The organism is Pseudomonas sp. (assembly GCF_030696055.1).
In the GTDB taxonomy this organism is placed as follows: domain Bacteria; phylum Pseudomonadota; class Gammaproteobacteria; order Pseudomonadales; family Pseudomonadaceae; genus Aquipseudomonas.
Genome location: NZ_JAUYNP010000137.1, coordinates 1 through 14,331, shown reverse-complemented (window position 1 = coordinate 14,331; position 14,331 = coordinate 1). Strand labels below are relative to the sequence as shown.

Here is a 14,331-nt window from a genome sequence, read left to right as displayed (position 1 = left end):
ACCCCCTATCCCGGCCAGGCGCCGCAGATAGTCGAGAACCAGGTCACCTATCCGCTGACCACCACCATGCTCTCGGTGCCGGGGGCGAAGACGGTGCGCGGCTTTTCCTTCTTCGGCGACAGCTTCGTCTACGTGCTGTTCGAGGACGGCACCGACCTCTACTGGGCGCGCTCGCGGGTGCTGGAGTACCTCAGTCAGCTCCAAGGACGCCTGCCAGCCACGGCCAAGCCCGCCCTCGGGCCGGACGCCACCGGGGTGGGCTGGATCTACCAGTACGCCCTGGTGGATCGCAGCGGCGGGCATGACTTATCGCAGCTGCGCGCGCTGCAGGACTGGTTCCTCAAGTTCGAGTTGAAGACCCTGGCCAACGTCGCGGAAGTGGCGACCGTCGGCGGCATGGTCAAGCAGTACCAGGTGCTGCTCGACCCGATCAAGCTGGCCGGCCTGGGCATCACCCAGGCCGAGGTGATCGAGGCCGTCGGCCGGGCCAACCAGGAAACCGGCGGCGCCGTGCTGGAAATGGCGGAGACCGAATTTATGGTGCGCGCCTCCGGCTACCTGAAGACCCTGAATGACTTCCGCGCCATTCCCCTCAAGCTCGTTGCCGGCGGCACGCCTGTGACCCTCGGCGAGGTGGCGACCATCCAGCTGGGCCCGGAAATGCGCCGCGGCATCACCGAGCTGGACGGCGAAGGCGAGACGGTCGGCGGCGTGGTGATACTGCGCAGCGGCAAGAACGCCCGCGAGACCATAGCCGCGGTCAAGGCCAAGCTCGACGAGCTGAAGAAGAGCCTGCCAGCCGGGGTGGAGATAGTCACCACCTACGACCGCAGCAAGCTGATCGACCGCGCGGTGGAGAACCTCAGCCACAAGCTGATCGAGGAATTTATCGTGGTCGCGCTGGTCTGCGCGGTGTTTCTCTGGCACCTGCGTTCCTCCATGGTGGCCATAGTCTCCCTGCCGATCGGCGTGCTGATCGCCTTTATCGTCATGCGCCACCAGGGGATCAACGCCAACCTCATGTCCCTCGGCGGTATCGCCATCGCCATCGGCGCCATGGTGGATGCCGCGGTGGTGATGATCGAGAACGCCCACAAGAAGGTCGAGGCCTGGCGCGCGGCCCATCCCGGGGAAGAATTGCAGGGCGAGCATCACTGGCATGTGATGACCGACGCCGCGGTGGAAGTCGGCCCGGCGCTATTCTTCTGCCTGTTGATCATCACCCTGTCGTTTATCCCGGTGTTCACCCTCCAGGCGCAGGAGGGCCGATTGTTCGGCCCGCTGGCCTTCACCAAGACCTATGCCATGGCCGCCGCTGCCGGGCTGTCGGTGACCCTGGTGCCGGTGCTGATGGGCTACTGGATTCGCGGGCGCCTTCCCGACGAGGCGCACAACCCGCTGAACCGTTGGCTGATCCGCCTCTACCAGCCGGCCCTGGACGTGGTGCTGCGCCACCCGAAGGTCACCCTGGCGGTGGCGCTGCTGGTGTTTCTCAGCGCGCTGTGGCCGATCTCCCGGCTGGGCGGCGAGTTCCTGCCGCCGCTGGACGAGGGCGACCTGCTCTATATGCCCTCGGCCCTGCCCGGGCTATCGTCGCAGAAGGCCGCGCAGTTGCTGCAGCAGACCGACCGTCTGATCAAGTCGGTGCCCGAGGTCGTGCACGTGTTCGGCAAGGCCGGCCGCGCCGAAACCGCCACCGACCCGGCGCCGCTGGAGATGTTCGAGAGCACCATCCAGTTCAAGCCGCGCGATGAGTGGCGCCCCGGCATGACGCCTGAGAAGCTGGTGGAGGAACTGGACCGGGTGGTACGGGTGCCGGGGCTGACCAATATCTGGATTCCGCCGATCCGCAACCGCATCGACATGCTCGCCACCGGGATCAAGAGCCCGATCGGGGTCAAGGTCGCCGGCACCAACCTGACGCAGATCGACCAGGTGACCCAGGCGGTCGAGCGGGTGGCCAAGAGCGTACCCGGGGTCAGTTCGGCGCTGGCCGAACGCCTGACCGGCGGGCGCTATATCGATGTGGACATCGACCGCCAGGCCGCCGCGCGTTACGGGCTGAACATCGCCGATGTGCAGTCGATAGTGGCCGGCGCCATAGGCGGGGAAAATATCGGCGAGACCATCGAGGGCCTGGCGCGCTTCCCCATCAGCCTGCGCTACCCGCGCGAATGGCGCGACTCGCTCGGCGCCCTGGAGCAACTGCCGATCTACACCCCGCAGGGTAGCCAGATCACCCTGGGCACAGTGGCGAAGATCGGGGTCAGCGATGGGCCGCCGATGCTCAAGAGCGAGAACGCGCGGCCTTCCGGCTGGGTCTATATCGACGTGCGCGGGCGCGACCTGGCCTCGGTGGTCGGCGACCTGCGCAGCGCCATCAAGGATCAGGTGCAACTGCAACCGGGCATAAGCCTGAGCTACTCGGGGCAGTTCGAGTTTCTCGAACGGGCCAACGCCCGGCTCAAGCTGGTGGTGCCGGCCACCCTGCTGATCATCTTCGTGCTGCTCTATTTGACCTTCGCCCGCTTCGACGAGGCCTTGCTGATCATGGCCACCCTGCCGTTCGCCCTGACCGGCGGAGTGTGGTTCCTCTACCTGCTGGGCTTCAACCTGTCGGTGGCCACCGGCGTCGGCTTTATCGCCCTGGCCGGGGTGGCGGCGGAGTTCGGCGTGATCATGCTGCTGTACCTGAAGAACGCCTGGACCGAACGGGAAAACGGCGGCAGCGGCACCGAGCGCGCACTGCTCGAGGCGATTCGCGAAGGCGCGGTGCAACGCGTGCGGCCCAAGGCCATGACGGTGGCGGTGATCATCGCCGGTCTGCTGCCGATCCTGTTGGGCGGCGGCACCGGCAGCGAGGTGATGAGCCGCATCGCCGCGCCCATGGTCGGCGGCATGCTCACCGCGCCCCTGCTGTCGCTGTTCGTGATTCCGGCGGCCTATCGCTTGATGCGTCGGCGGCACCTCCCCGTACGCGGGGGCGAACACAACTAGCCCAGAGCTGGCGCGCCTGCGGCGCGGGCATGGGGTTTCCTTGATTGAGGTCAACACCCGTGCCCGCGGCGTTGTCTAGACTGGTGGCACGCGGCCGCCCTGTTCAACCACGCCCCTTCGACGCGTTTCCAGGGTCCCACTATTACTACCCGGAGATTTCCATGCATATGCCACTGAAATCTATTCTCGCCAGCCTGTTAGTCAGCAGCGCACTGATGGCCTCGGCCGCCGAGGAACACCACCCCGAACAGGCGCCTGCGGCACCGGCTCAGGCAACATCCCAAACGATGCCCATGCAGGATCAGGGCATAAGCGAGCAGATGGAGAAAATGCAGGCGGCCCACGACAAGATAGCCGCCGCCAAGACCCCGACCGAGCGTCAGGCGGCCATGCAGGAAGGCATGGCCGCGATGAAGGATGGCCTGGGCATGCTGCAGAAAGACTGCCCAGGCATGGGGATGGGCATGGGCATGTCTGGCGGCAAGGACGGCTCGGGCATGCAGATGATGAACATGATGATGAAGATGATGGATCAGCAGTCGAAGATGATGATGGATATGCCCGTGGGCCAGTAAAAAACGGCCTGTCCGTGGCCGCAACGGCTTGGCGGGATAGCGGTTCAACCTTGCTCCCGCCAAGGGCCACGGGCTGCCTAGACTCACTGCAACTTAGGAGCACAGAAGCATGCTGAACTCACCTCACTCGGTTGAATCACCTCCTGCGTTTTGGAAGAGCAAGGTGGGCATCGCTATCGGCATGCTGTTGGTTATCGGCCTGTTCTATCTGGCCCGCGAGCATTACGGCCATATCTCCCAACTACTGCCCTATCTGATTCTCCTGTTGTGTCCGCTGATGCACCTGTTTGGCCATCACCACGGCGGCCAGCATCAGCATCGCGACGCCGGGCAGCCACCCCGGGATGGCGACAGGAGCTGACTCATGCACAGCCATGCACATCCGCATGACCAGCCGCTACCCGCCACAGCAGCGCTCGCCATGCAGGACCCGGTGTGCGCTATGCCGGTCACTGCGGATAGTCCGTTTTACGCAGAGTACGCGGGGCAAACCTGGCACTTCTGCAGCGAGAAGTGCCAGCTCAAGTTCAAGGCCGCGCCCGAGCGCTACCGCCCAGCCGCGGCCCCGAGTGCACCGGCACCCGAGCCGGCGACTAGCGCGACTGAGTACAGCTGCCCGATGCACCCGGAAATCCGCCAGCGCGGCCCCGGCACATGCCCCAAGTGCGGCATGACCCTGGAGCCGCTACTGCCTGCACTGGAGGAAGAGCAGAACCCCGAACTGCGGGACTTCAGCCGGCGCTTCTGGTACAGCCTGCCGCTGACGCTGATCGTCACCCTGCTGGCCATGGGCGGGCATGCCCTGAACCTGTTGCACGGTGCCACGCAGAACTGGGCCGAACTGGCGCTCGCCACCCCGGTCGTGCTCTGGGCCGGCTGGCCTTTCTATGTGCGCGGCGTGCGCTCGGTGATTCAGCGCAGCCCGAATATGTGGACCCTGATCGGCCTGGGTACCGCGGCGGCCTATCTCTACAGCCTTGCCGCGACCCTGGTTCCCGATGTGTTTCCAACCAGCTTTATCCAGGACGGCCGCATCGGCGTGTACTACGAAGCGGCGGCGGTGATCATCTCCCTGACCCTGCTGGGGCAAATGCTCGAATTAAAAGCCCGCTCGCAGACTTCTGCCGCCATCAAGTCCTTGCTCGGCCTGGCGCCGAAAACCGCGCGACGCATCAATGCCGATGGCCTGGAGGAGGACATTCCCCTGAGCCATGTCCACCTGGGCGACCACTTGCGCGTGCGCCCCGGGGAAAAGGTGCCGGTGGATGGCAGCGTCCTGGAAGGCGAAAGCGCCGTCGATGAGTCCATGCTGACCGGCGAGCCGATGCCGGTGCTGAAAAAGCCGGGCGCAAGCCTGATAGGCGCCACCCTCAATACCCACGGCAGCCTGCTGATGCTGGCGCAGAAGGTCGGTAGCGACACCCTGCTCGCGCAGATAGTGCAGATGGTCGCCCAGGCGCAGCGCTCGAAAGCGCCCATGCAGCGGATGGCCGACGCCATCGCCGGTTACTTCGTCGTAGGCGTGATCATCATCGCCTTGCTCACCTTGCTCGGTTGGGGGCTGTTCGGGCCCGAGCCGAGCTGGGTGTTCGGCCTGATCAACGCGGTGGCGGTGCTGATTATCGCCTGCCCCTGCGCGCTGGGGCTGGCCACGCCGATGTCGGTGATGGTCGCCACCGGCAAGGCCGCCGGCAGTGGCGTGCTGTTCAGAGACGCCAGCGCCATCGAAAACCTGTGCAAGATCGACACCTTGATAGTCGACAAGACCGGTACCCTCACCGCAGGGCATCCGGTTTTTCATAGCGTAGAGGCCTGTCCAGGGGTGACGACCGATGAGGTGCTGCGCCTGGCGGCCAGCCTCGACCAAGGCAGCGAGCACCCGCTGGCCCACGCCATAGTCGAGCGGGCCCTGGCGAGCGGGCTGTCGCTGGGCAAGCCCGAGGCATTCGAATCGGCCTCGGGGATTGGCGTCAGCGGCCGGTTGGCGGGCCAACAGCTGCTGCTCGGCAATACCAGCCTGATGGACGATGCGGGCGTGGACCTTGGCGCCCTTAAACCGCGCGCCGAACAGCTACGCCTGGATGGCATCAGCATCATTTACCTGGCGGTCGATGGCGTGCTGACCGGTCTGCTCGCGGTGTCCGATCCAATCAAAAGCACCGCCCTGGAGGCCGTAAGCAGGCTACAAAGCGCGGGGATCAGGATCATCATGGCCACCGGCGATGGCCTCGGCACCGCGCGCGCAGTCGCCAAGCAGCTCGGCATCGGCGAGGTGCATGGCGAGGTTAAACCCCAGGACAAGGAACGCCTGGTCGCCGAACTGCAAGGCGCCGGACGCAAGGTCGCCATGGCCGGTGATGGCATCAACGATGCGCCGGCGTTGGCCCGCGCCGACGTTGGCATTGCCATGGGTACCGGCACCGACGTCGCGATCAACAGCGCCCAGGTCACCCTGGTCAAGGGCGACTTGCTGGCGATTCTGCGCGCGCGCAGCCTGTCCGTGGCCAGCGTGCGCAATATGCGGCAGAACCTCGGTTTTGCCTTGATCTACAACGCCATGGGCATTCCGCTCGCCGCTGGCTTGCTGTACCCACTCAGCGGGCACCTGCTCTCCCCCATGATTGCCGCCTTGGCCATGAGCGTCAGTTCCGCCTCGGTGGTGTTCAATGCCTTGCGCTTGCAGCGGGCCCGCCTCACTTAAGGCCTGCTGCGCGCGCAGCGCTGACAGCCTGGCCATAACCGCGCTCGACGCCAGGCCCGAGCGGGCGCAGAGAGCCGCCCTACTGCCTGCTGCGCCCCGCCAATAGCCGCGTCGCGCCCTGGGTCTTGTGGCAGTACCAGAGCACCCGGCTGACGCCGCGGGTGATCGCCACATAGGCCAGGCGCAGGCTTTCATCCCGCATGGCCTGGTCGTAGCTGTTGCTGAAGAAGCCGCAATAGGCGTAGAGCGCATTGCGCAGCGGGTGGGGTTCCGGCGGCATGCAGTCGTCGAGGATGATTGCCACCTCGGCTTGCAGGCCCTTGGCGCGGTGGATGGTGTAGGTCTTGACCGGTAATTTCTTATCCAGCTGGGCCTGAATAGCCTGCAAGGGTTCGTTGCGTCGGCTGAGCAGCAGCACCGCCGTGCGCTCGGCGCTTTGCCGCTTGGCCACATGCGCGCACTGGGCCTGGACTTCCTTGAGCAGCTCGGGCAGCCGGGCCTTGCTGTCGAAGCCTTGGATCAGCCGCACGCCATGATCCCCCGGCTGCGTGGCTTTGCAGGCCTGGCTGGTTTTTCCCTGTTTGTAGATAACCCCGCTAAGCACCGCCTCGCCGTCGCGGATAATCGGCTCGATCGAGCGGTAGTTGGTGGCCAGGGTCAGCACCGCGCTGTGCTTCGCCCGGCCCTTGCCGGGGAAGTGCCGGTCGAAGTCGATAAACAGTTCCGGCGAGCTGCCGCGCCAGCCGTAGATGGATTGCCAGTCGTCGCCTATGGCCATCAGGCTGACCGCCTCGCCCTGGCCTGCCTGGGCGCGCTGCACGGCTTGCAGCCACTGGACTATCTGCGGGGAGATATCCTGAAACTCGTCGATCAGCAGATGACTGAATGGCTTTAGCACCTCGGCCGAGACGCCCTGCCCGCCGGCGTTCAACCGCTCGGTAAGCTGCTGGAAGGCGGCGTTAAAGGTCATCAACCCCTGCTCGTGCAGGCAGCACTCGAAGGCTTTGCAGAACAGCAGCAGGGCTTCGATAAAGCAGCGCTCCTGGGTGGAACAGGACAGCGCTGGAACCTGGATCTGTTCGATGCAAATGCCGATGCTTTCGATAAAACCGGCCTGGGCATAGAAGGCCTCATACAGCGGCACGGCGCTGAATTCGCCCTTGAGTTTGAAGCCATCCAGGGGCGCCTTGGGCACGCGCGTGCCGTCGCTGGCCGGCAGCGGCAGCCCCAGCAGGCGGTGTACCCGTTCGCGAAAGCCCGGTTCCTCGGCATAGCACTGCTGGTAGGCCTGTTTGAGCAGGCGCTGCTGAGCCGGGCGCAGGCGCGCGGCGGTCAGTGGGTTATCCAGCTCGCGGTTGGCGGCATCCTTGTCGTCCAGTTGCTCGAACCAGCGCGGGTTATTCAGCAGCGCCTTGGCCATCAGACCCATGGCCGAATGGAAGGTGCGCACGCACTGGCGAGCCTGGGCGGCGTCGAAAGGATAGTGGAAAAAAACCAGCACCTTGAGCAGTTGCTCACGCAGCTGTGCGCAGGAGGCGTTGGTAAAGGAAATCACCGTCAGCCGATCCGGCTGGATGCCCAGATGGCAGAGCATAAACACCAGGCGCAGCACCAGGGTGGTGGACTTGCCCGAGCCGGCCCCGGCGAAGATGCGGGTCAGTGGATGGCTGCCGAGGATCATCGCCCACTGTTCTTCCGACGGTGCGCTGATCACCCCGGCCGCCACCGCCTGCGATACCTGAGCGCGCATGGCCTGGATCTGCGCGGCCTCGACCGCCATCAGGCCAGGCCCGTAAATCCCCTGATTAGTTGCCCTAGCGGCTTTGGCGCGGGGCTTGGCCGGCTGCTTGGCAGTGCTTGCTTTGGTTTTGCGGGCTGTAGCCGCGCCCTTGTTGGAGCGCACTACGGGCTTTTTATGGCCTGCCATCCCTGGCGGCCACCCTGCGGGCCGTTGCTGCGCGACGTTAAAAAGTGCTCCAGACACTTTTTTCTGCACCGTCGCCTCGCGCTCGGCGCGCAGATAGGCCGTGGTATGCGGAAAGTAACGCGCCAAGGCGCCGGAAATTAGCCGCTTGTAGCGCTCGACGGCAGACAGCATTCGGCGACCCAGTCTTCAAGATAGATCGTTGAATGATAAGTGTTTTTTTACAAACACTGGCAATCACAACGCGCTGAAACTTGCGCAAGTGATCGAGTAGGTTGGGTTGGGTTGAGGCGCGTAGCGATGAAGCCCAACAGCAATGACGCGTACACACTTATCGATGCCTGTCTTGTTGGGCTTCGCAAGCTCAGCCCAACCTAGGATTCGGCGCCAGGATTTGACTGCAACACGCCACTGGAACGGCACCTTCGGTAAGCGCTCAGCAGCACGCTGCTTAATCCAGCATGCCCACATGCCGCGGGTGACTGGCCACGCGGTCCAGCCAGCCGCGGATGGCCGGGTAGTCGCTGAGGTCGAAGCCGCCTTCATCGGCCACATGGGTGTAGGCGTACAGGGCGATATCGGCAATAGAGTACTGTTCGCCGACCAGGTAGGAAGTGCGCTGCAGTTGTTTCTCCATCACCTTGAGCGCCTTGTGCCCGCGCACATGGCACTCCTCGTATTCCGCGCGGCGCGCTTCCGGCAGGCCCTGATACAGCTGGATAAAACGCGCCACCGCGACATAGGGCTCGTGGCTGTATTGCTCGAAGAACTGCCACTGCAGCACCTGGGTACGCAGGCGCGGCTCGCTGGGCAGAAACTCGCTGCCATCGGCGAGGAAATTGAGGATGGCGTTGGACTCCCACAGACAGGTGCCGTCTTCCAGCTCCAGCACCGGGATCTTGCCGTTGGGGTTCTTGGCCAGGAAGGCTTCGCTCTGTGTCTCGCCCTTGAGGATATCGATGGGAATCCACTGGTACTCCTTGCCCAGCAGATGCAGCATCAGCTTGACCTTGTAGCAGTTGCCCGAACGGTAGTCGCCATAGACCTTGTACATACAGCCTCCCTCCTTTGAAGTTGTTAAATCGTTTGCCTTAGCAGGCCGTTGAAAAACTACCTGCGTTGCCGATACGGCGTTAAAAACAGGCTCGAAATGCTCATTTACAGCTGTAAACTCCGCTTTCTCGCCTGTTTTTGCCTTGTCTCGGCTGCCTCGCCTACATTTTTCAACGGCCTGTTAGTTCGCTTGCCCGTTGCTTTGCGCCTGGCGAATCACCGCGGCCAGGCGCTTGAGGCCTTCGCCCAGGCGCTCCGGGGCGACATGGCTGAAGTTAAGGCGCAAATGCCCCGGATGCTGGTCCGGATCGATAAAGAATGGCTCGCCCGGCATAAAGGCCACATTCTGCGCCAGCGCCGGCGCCAGCAGGGTGCGGGTATCCAGCGGCTGCTTGAGGGTCAGCCAGAAGAACAAGCCGCCCTGGGGAATCTGCCAGTCGGCCAGATCGCTGAAGTGCTCCTGCAACACCGCCTGCATGGCGTCGCGGCGAATCCGGTAGAAGTCGCGCAACTCGGCCAGGTGACCACGGTATTTCTCGCTGCCCAACCACTGCAGGGCCTGCCACTGGCCGATACGGTTGGTGTGCAGGTCCGCCGATTGCTTGAGGCGCAGCAGATAGGGAAACAGGTCCGGGGTGGCGATCAGGTAACCGACGCGTAGGCCCGGCAGCAAGGTCTTGGAGACTGTCCCGGTATAGATCCAGCTGGCCTTCTGCAGGCGGCTGACGATGGGCGTGGCACTGCCTGCATCGAATACCAGCTCGCGATAGGGTTCGTCCTCGATCAGGGTCACGCCGAACTCGTCGAGCAAGGCCGCCACGGCGTCGCGCTTGGCTTCGCTGTAACGCACCGCCGAGGGGTTCTGGAAGGTCGGAATCAGGTAGGCGAAGGCCGGCTTGTGCTGCTCCAGACGCTGACGCAGGGCGTCGATCTGCGGGCCGTCGGCTTCCTGGGGTACGCCGATGCAGTCGGCGCCGAACAGCTGGAAGGCCTGCAGCGCGGCCAGGTAGGTCGGCGCTTCGAGCAGCACTTCGGTGCCCGGGTCGATAAACAGCTTGCTGGCCAAATCCAGGGTCTGCTGCGAACCGCTGACGATCAGCACCTGGCTGGCTTCGCACGGCACGCCCAGCGCACGGGCTTCGGCGGCTATGGCTTCACGCAGCGCCGGCTCGCCTTCGCTCATGCCGTACTGGCCCATGCTGACCGGCATCTCGGCCCACTCTACCTTGGGCAGCATGGGTTCGGCGGGCAGGCCACCGGCGAAGGACATCACCTCAGGGCGCTGCGCCGCGGCGAGGATTTCACGGATCAGGGAGCTTTTCAGGCGGGCAACGCGTTCGGAGAAGGCCATGGTGATCACCGGTAGCAAAGGCAAATAAAAATAGGTCAAACTGTTTGACCGAAACTCTGTTTGCTCGAAACTACGACACCCAGAGCAAATACGTCAATAGGCTTGACCTTAATGCTTGACCTAAGAAACGTTACGACCCAGCAAACCGCCATGGAGGCCTTCTTCTTCGGCTACCAGGCGTTCACCGCCAAGGCCGATGAAATGCTGGCGCGCCGCGGCCTGTCGCGGGTGCACCACCGCATCCTGTTCTTTATCGCCAAGTACCCGGGGCTGAGCATGAAGGAACTGCTGGCCTACCTGGGCGTGAGCAAGCAGGCGCTGAACACGCCGCTGCGCCAATTGCTGGAAATGGGCCTGGTGCAGAGCCTGACGGCGGAAGATGACAAGCGTAAGCGCCTGCTCGGCTTTACCGCCGAAGGCGCCAAGCTGGAACAGGCCCTGCGCCGCGAACAGGCCAAGCTGCTGCAACGGGCGTTCGGCGAAGTGGGCGAAGAGGCGGTCAACGGCTGGCTGCAGGTCAATCAGGCCCTGGGCAATAGCATCGGCTGAGGTGACAGCTGCTCTGTACTGCTGCGCCGACAAAACTGTACCGATATTTTGCGCACACACTTCTTAACTGTTCCGCCCTTTGCCTGCCCCGCTGTACCGCGACGCCGCCGGCGTCTGCTCTTAGGCTGAGCAGCACGGCCTAGGGTCTGTTGCCGTTTCGATGCGGCCGCGCCGGAGCCTGTTTTTGCGCGGGGCAAGGCACGAGGAGCGCAGTTTGGTTGCTCCAAATAAGCGACGAGAAACGCAGCAGCGCGCAAAAACAGGCCCGGCCCTGCGGGTTGCGCGGCAAATTGCGCCAGGCGGTGTTACAGGACTTGGCAAGGGAGCGACCATTGCCGGCGTCCTGCGCCTTGCCTGGCGCAATTTGGCGCGGCAACGCGGCTCGCCACGAAACGGCAACAGACCCTAGGAGTGCTGCTCCATGACCACTGAACTGCTGATCGCCTTTATCGCCTTCGCCTTTGTCACCTCGGTGACCCCGGGGCCGAACAACATGATGCTGCTGGCCTCCGGGGTGAACTTCGGTCTGCGCCGCAGCCTGCCGCATATGCTCGGCATCAGCCTGGGCTTTATGCTGCTGGTGATGTGCGTGGGTCTGGGGCTCGGCCAACTGTTCGAGCAGATTCCCCTGCTCTATAGCCTGCTGCGCTACCTGGGTGCGGCCTATCTGCTGTACCTGGCCTGGAAAATCGCCCATGCCGGCGCGCCGGACAACCAGGCCAAGAGCGGCGCCAAGCCTTTCAGCTTTCTGCAGGCGGCGGCCTTTCAGTGGGTCAACCCCAAGGCCTGGATCATGGCCATAGGCGCCATCACCACCTACACGCCGCAGGAGAATTTCGTGGTCAATGTGCTGCTGATTGCGGCACTCTTCGCCCTGATCAACTGCCCCAGCGTGGGCCTGTGGACGGTAGCCGGCAGCCTGCTGCGCAACTGGCTGAACAACGTTCGCGCACTGCGCGCCTTCAATATCGGCATGGCGCTGCTGCTGGTGGCCTCGCTCTACCCCATCCTCGCCGACACTGGACTGCTCTGATGCAGGAACTGACGCAAACCCGTCTACGGCCATTGGCCGATAGCTCGACCTCGGCGGTGGCGGCCGGCTTTATTGCCATGCTCACCGGCTATACCAGCTCCCTGGTGCTGATGTTCCAGGCCGGCCAGGCGGCGGGCCTGAGCGATGGGCAGATTTCCTCGTGGATCTGGGCGCTGTCGATCGGCATGGCAGTGACCAGTATCGGCCTGTCGCTGCGTTACCGCGCGCCCATCATGATTGCCTGGTCGACCCCCGGCGCGGCTCTGCTGATCACCAGCCTGCCGGGAGTGCCCTACGGCGAGGCGATCGGCGCCTATATCCTCGCCTCCGGCTTGATTGTGCTGATCGGTCTGACCGGCAGTTTCGAGCGCCTGATGCGGCGTATTCCCGGCTCCATCGCCGCCGCCCTGCTGGCCGGGGTGCTGTTCAAGATAGGTCTGGAAATCTGCGGGGCCGCCGAGCAGCAGCCTGCACTGGTCGTGGCTATGCTGCTGGCCTATCTGTTCGGCAAGCGCCTGCTGCCGCGTTATGCGGTGCTGGCTGCGCTGCTGGTCGGCACCCTGCTGGCCGGGCTATTCGGTTTGCTGAATTTCGAGCATTTCCAGCTGCAACTGGCCACGCCGCAGTGGACCACGCCGAGCTTCTCCCTGGCGGCGGCCATCAGCATCGGCATTCCGCTGTTTGTCGTCGCCATGGCCTCGCAGAACCTGCCGGGCATGGCGGTGCTGCGCGCCAACGGCTATGAGGTGTCGGCCTCACCGCTGCTGACCACCAGCGGCCTGGCCTCGATGCTGCTGGCCCCGTTCGGCTCCCACGGCATCCATATGGCGGCCATCAGCGCGGCGATCTGCGCCGGCCCGCAGGCTCATGAGGACCCGAAGAAACGCTACACCGCCGCCATCTGGTGCGGGCTGTTCTACGGCATAGCCGGGATCTTCGGCGCCACCCTGGCGGCCCTGTTCGCCGCCCTGCCCAAGGCGCTGATCCTGTCCATCGCCGCCCTGGCGCTGTTCGCCTCGATTATCGGCGGCCTGACCCAGGCCATGAGCGAACCCAAGGAGCGCGAAGCGGCGCTGATCACCTTTCTGGTGACCGCCTCGGGTATGACCCTGTTCTCGGTGGGCTCGGCCTTCTGGGGGATTGTCGCGGGGCTGCTGACCTTGGCGATTCTTAACTGGGGTAAGGACTGATGGGCTGCTCGTGATGGGTAGCGCTGCGCTTGACCCATCCTACGACTCTTTTCCACTATGGCACTGACGGCGCCAACTGCCTCATCAGGAGGCCGAGTGGAGTCGTTGTGCAAAATTCGTAGGGTGGGTTAGGCGCCTGGCCACGGGCTATCTGTTATTGCGTAGTCATTGGCGCCGTACCCACCAAAGGGTGATAGGCGATTATCACTTGGTGGGTTACGTGGCGCACCCATACAGCAGTTGCCGCTCAACCCCTGCTCGGCGCCACCCACCCTACAAAAGCTACGTGCAACACATAACTGGCACATAGCCATAAAAAAACGGGCTTATGCAGTGCATAAGCCCGTTTTTTATTGGCTCAGCCAGGTGGCCGAAGCCTCTTAGCCACGCTGACGCTTGGGCAGTACATCCTTGAGCTTGGCGTGCATATTGCGCAGGGTTTTCTCGGTGCTTTCCCAATCGATGCAGGCATCGGTCACCGATACGCCGTACTTGAGCTGGCTGAGGTCTTTAGGAATGGACTGATTACCCCAACCCAGGTGGCTTTCCACCATCAGGCCGACGATCGACTGGTTGCCTTCGAGAATCTGGTTGGCGACGTTGTCCATCACCAGCGGCTGCAGGGCCGGGTCCTTGTTGGAGTTGGCGTGGCTGCAGTCGACCATGATGTTCGGCCGTATGCCGGCTTTTGTCAGTTCCTGCTCACAAACGGCGACGCTGACCGAGTCGTAGTTCGGCTTGCCGTTGCCGCCGCGCAGTACCACGTGACCATAGGCATTGCCCTTGGTGGTGACGATGGACACGCCGCCTTCCTGATTGATGCCAAGGAAACGGTGCGGGCTGGATACCGACTGCAGGGCGTTGATCGCCACGGTCAGGCCGCCATCGGTGCCGTTCTTGAAGCCCACGGCCGAGGATAGGCCGGAAGCCATCTCGCGGTGGGTCTGGGATTCGGTGG

11 protein-coding genes are annotated in these 14,331 nt (G+C 63.8%); 7 read left to right on the top strand and 4 right to left on the bottom strand.

Annotated features, from left to right (window positions below):
- The 4 genes from Q8Q83_RS08140 to Q8Q83_RS08125 form a co-directional block, all read left to right on the top strand.
- A partial coding sequence (locus Q8Q83_RS08140; RefSeq protein WP_305622717.1) for an efflux RND transporter permease subunit occupies positions 1 to 2,997 on the top strand: 2,997 nt, incomplete at its 5' end.
- Positions 2,998 to 3,158: 161 nt separating this feature from the next.
- On the top strand, positions 3,159 to 3,572 hold the full coding sequence (locus Q8Q83_RS08135) for a hypothetical protein (RefSeq protein WP_305622715.1): 414 nt from the start codon (positions 3,159 to 3,161) through the stop codon (positions 3,570 to 3,572).
- A gap of 163 nt (positions 3,573 to 3,735) precedes the next feature.
- Complete coding sequence (locus Q8Q83_RS08130; protein ID WP_371132380.1) at positions 3,736 to 3,933, top strand: DUF2933 domain-containing protein; 198 nt, start codon at positions 3,736 to 3,738, stop codon at positions 3,931 to 3,933.
- Between the two features lie 3 nt (positions 3,934 to 3,936).
- Positions 3,937 to 6,273 (top strand): heavy metal translocating P-type ATPase, encoded by a 2,337-nt coding sequence (locus tag Q8Q83_RS08125; protein ID WP_305622711.1) that lies wholly within the window; start codon positions 3,937 to 3,939, stop codon positions 6,271 to 6,273.
- 79 nt (positions 6,274 to 6,352) lie between these two features.
- Here the strand turns inward: Q8Q83_RS08125 and Q8Q83_RS08120 are convergent, their stop codons facing one another.
- The 3 genes from Q8Q83_RS08120 to Q8Q83_RS08110 all read right to left on the bottom strand — a co-directional run bounded on the left by Q8Q83_RS08120 (position 6,353) and on the right by Q8Q83_RS08110 (position 10,601).
- Positions 6,353 to 8,371, bottom strand: coding sequence for an ATP-dependent helicase (locus Q8Q83_RS08120; protein ID WP_305622709.1), 2,019 nt, complete (start codon positions 8,369 to 8,371; stop codon positions 6,353 to 6,355).
- A gap of 277 nt (positions 8,372 to 8,648) precedes the next feature.
- Positions 8,649 to 9,251: a glutathione S-transferase family protein gene (locus Q8Q83_RS08115; RefSeq protein WP_305622707.1), complete on the bottom strand. Its 603-nt coding sequence runs from the start codon at positions 9,249 to 9,251 to the stop codon at positions 8,649 to 8,651.
- Positions 9,252 to 9,431: 180 nt separating this feature from the next.
- Complete coding sequence (locus tag Q8Q83_RS08110) at positions 9,432 to 10,601, bottom strand: PLP-dependent aminotransferase family protein (RefSeq protein ID WP_305622705.1); 1,170 nt, start codon at positions 10,599 to 10,601, stop codon at positions 9,432 to 9,434.
- A gap of 111 nt (positions 10,602 to 10,712) precedes the next feature.
- Between Q8Q83_RS08110 and Q8Q83_RS08105 the strand changes: the two genes are divergently transcribed.
- The 3 genes from Q8Q83_RS08105 (at position 10,713) to Q8Q83_RS08095 (ending at position 13,373) form a co-directional block, all read left to right on the top strand.
- Positions 10,713 to 11,150, top strand: a complete 438-nt coding sequence (locus Q8Q83_RS08105) for a MarR family winged helix-turn-helix transcriptional regulator (protein ID WP_305622703.1) — start codon at positions 10,713 to 10,715, stop codon at positions 11,148 to 11,150.
- A gap of 421 nt (positions 11,151 to 11,571) precedes the next feature.
- The gene (locus Q8Q83_RS08100; protein WP_305622701.1) at positions 11,572 to 12,183 is read left to right on the top strand and encodes a LysE family translocator; all 612 of its coding nucleotides are present in this window, start codon (positions 11,572 to 11,574) and stop codon (positions 12,181 to 12,183) included.
- Positions 12,183 to 13,373 carry a benzoate/H(+) symporter BenE family transporter gene (locus Q8Q83_RS08095; protein ID WP_305622699.1) on the top strand — a complete coding sequence of 397 codons (1,191 nt, stop codon included), beginning with the start codon at positions 12,183 to 12,185 and terminating at the stop codon, positions 13,371 to 13,373. Before Q8Q83_RS08100 ends, Q8Q83_RS08095 begins: the two co-directional genes overlap by 1 nt.
- A 380-nt stretch (positions 13,374 to 13,753) precedes the next feature.
- Here Q8Q83_RS08095 and Q8Q83_RS08090 read toward each other — a convergent pair.
- The coding region (locus tag Q8Q83_RS08090) for a 3-deoxy-7-phosphoheptulonate synthase (RefSeq protein WP_305622697.1) at positions 13,754 to 14,331 on the bottom strand (578 nt) is incomplete at its 5' end.

What these genes read in the sequence shown, in the direction of transcription:
- Q8Q83_RS08135 (WP_305622715.1), top strand. Translation starts at nt 3,159, where the DNA reads ATGCATATGCCACTGAAATCTATTCTCGCCAGCCTGTTAGTCAGCAGC.
- Q8Q83_RS08125 (WP_305622711.1), top strand. Translation starts at nt 3,937, where the DNA reads ATGCACAGCCATGCACATCCGCATGACCAGCCGCTACCCGCCACAGCA.
- Q8Q83_RS08120 (WP_305622709.1), bottom strand. Translation starts at nt 8,371, where the DNA reads ATGCTGTCTGCCGTCGAGCGCTACAAGCGGCTAATTTCCGGCGCCTTG.
- Q8Q83_RS08115 (WP_305622707.1), bottom strand. Translation starts at nt 9,251, where the DNA reads ATGTACAAGGTCTATGGCGACTACCGTTCGGGCAACTGCTACAAGGTC.
- Q8Q83_RS08110 (WP_305622705.1), bottom strand. Translation starts at nt 10,601, where the DNA reads ATGGCCTTCTCCGAACGCGTTGCCCGCCTGAAAAGCTCCCTGATCCGT.
- Q8Q83_RS08105 (WP_305622703.1), top strand. Translation starts at nt 10,713, where the DNA reads ATGCTTGACCTAAGAAACGTTACGACCCAGCAAACCGCCATGGAGGCC.
- Q8Q83_RS08100 (WP_305622701.1), top strand. Translation starts at nt 11,572, where the DNA reads ATGACCACTGAACTGCTGATCGCCTTTATCGCCTTCGCCTTTGTCACC.
- Q8Q83_RS08095 (WP_305622699.1), top strand. Translation starts at nt 12,183, where the DNA reads ATGCAGGAACTGACGCAAACCCGTCTACGGCCATTGGCCGATAGCTCG.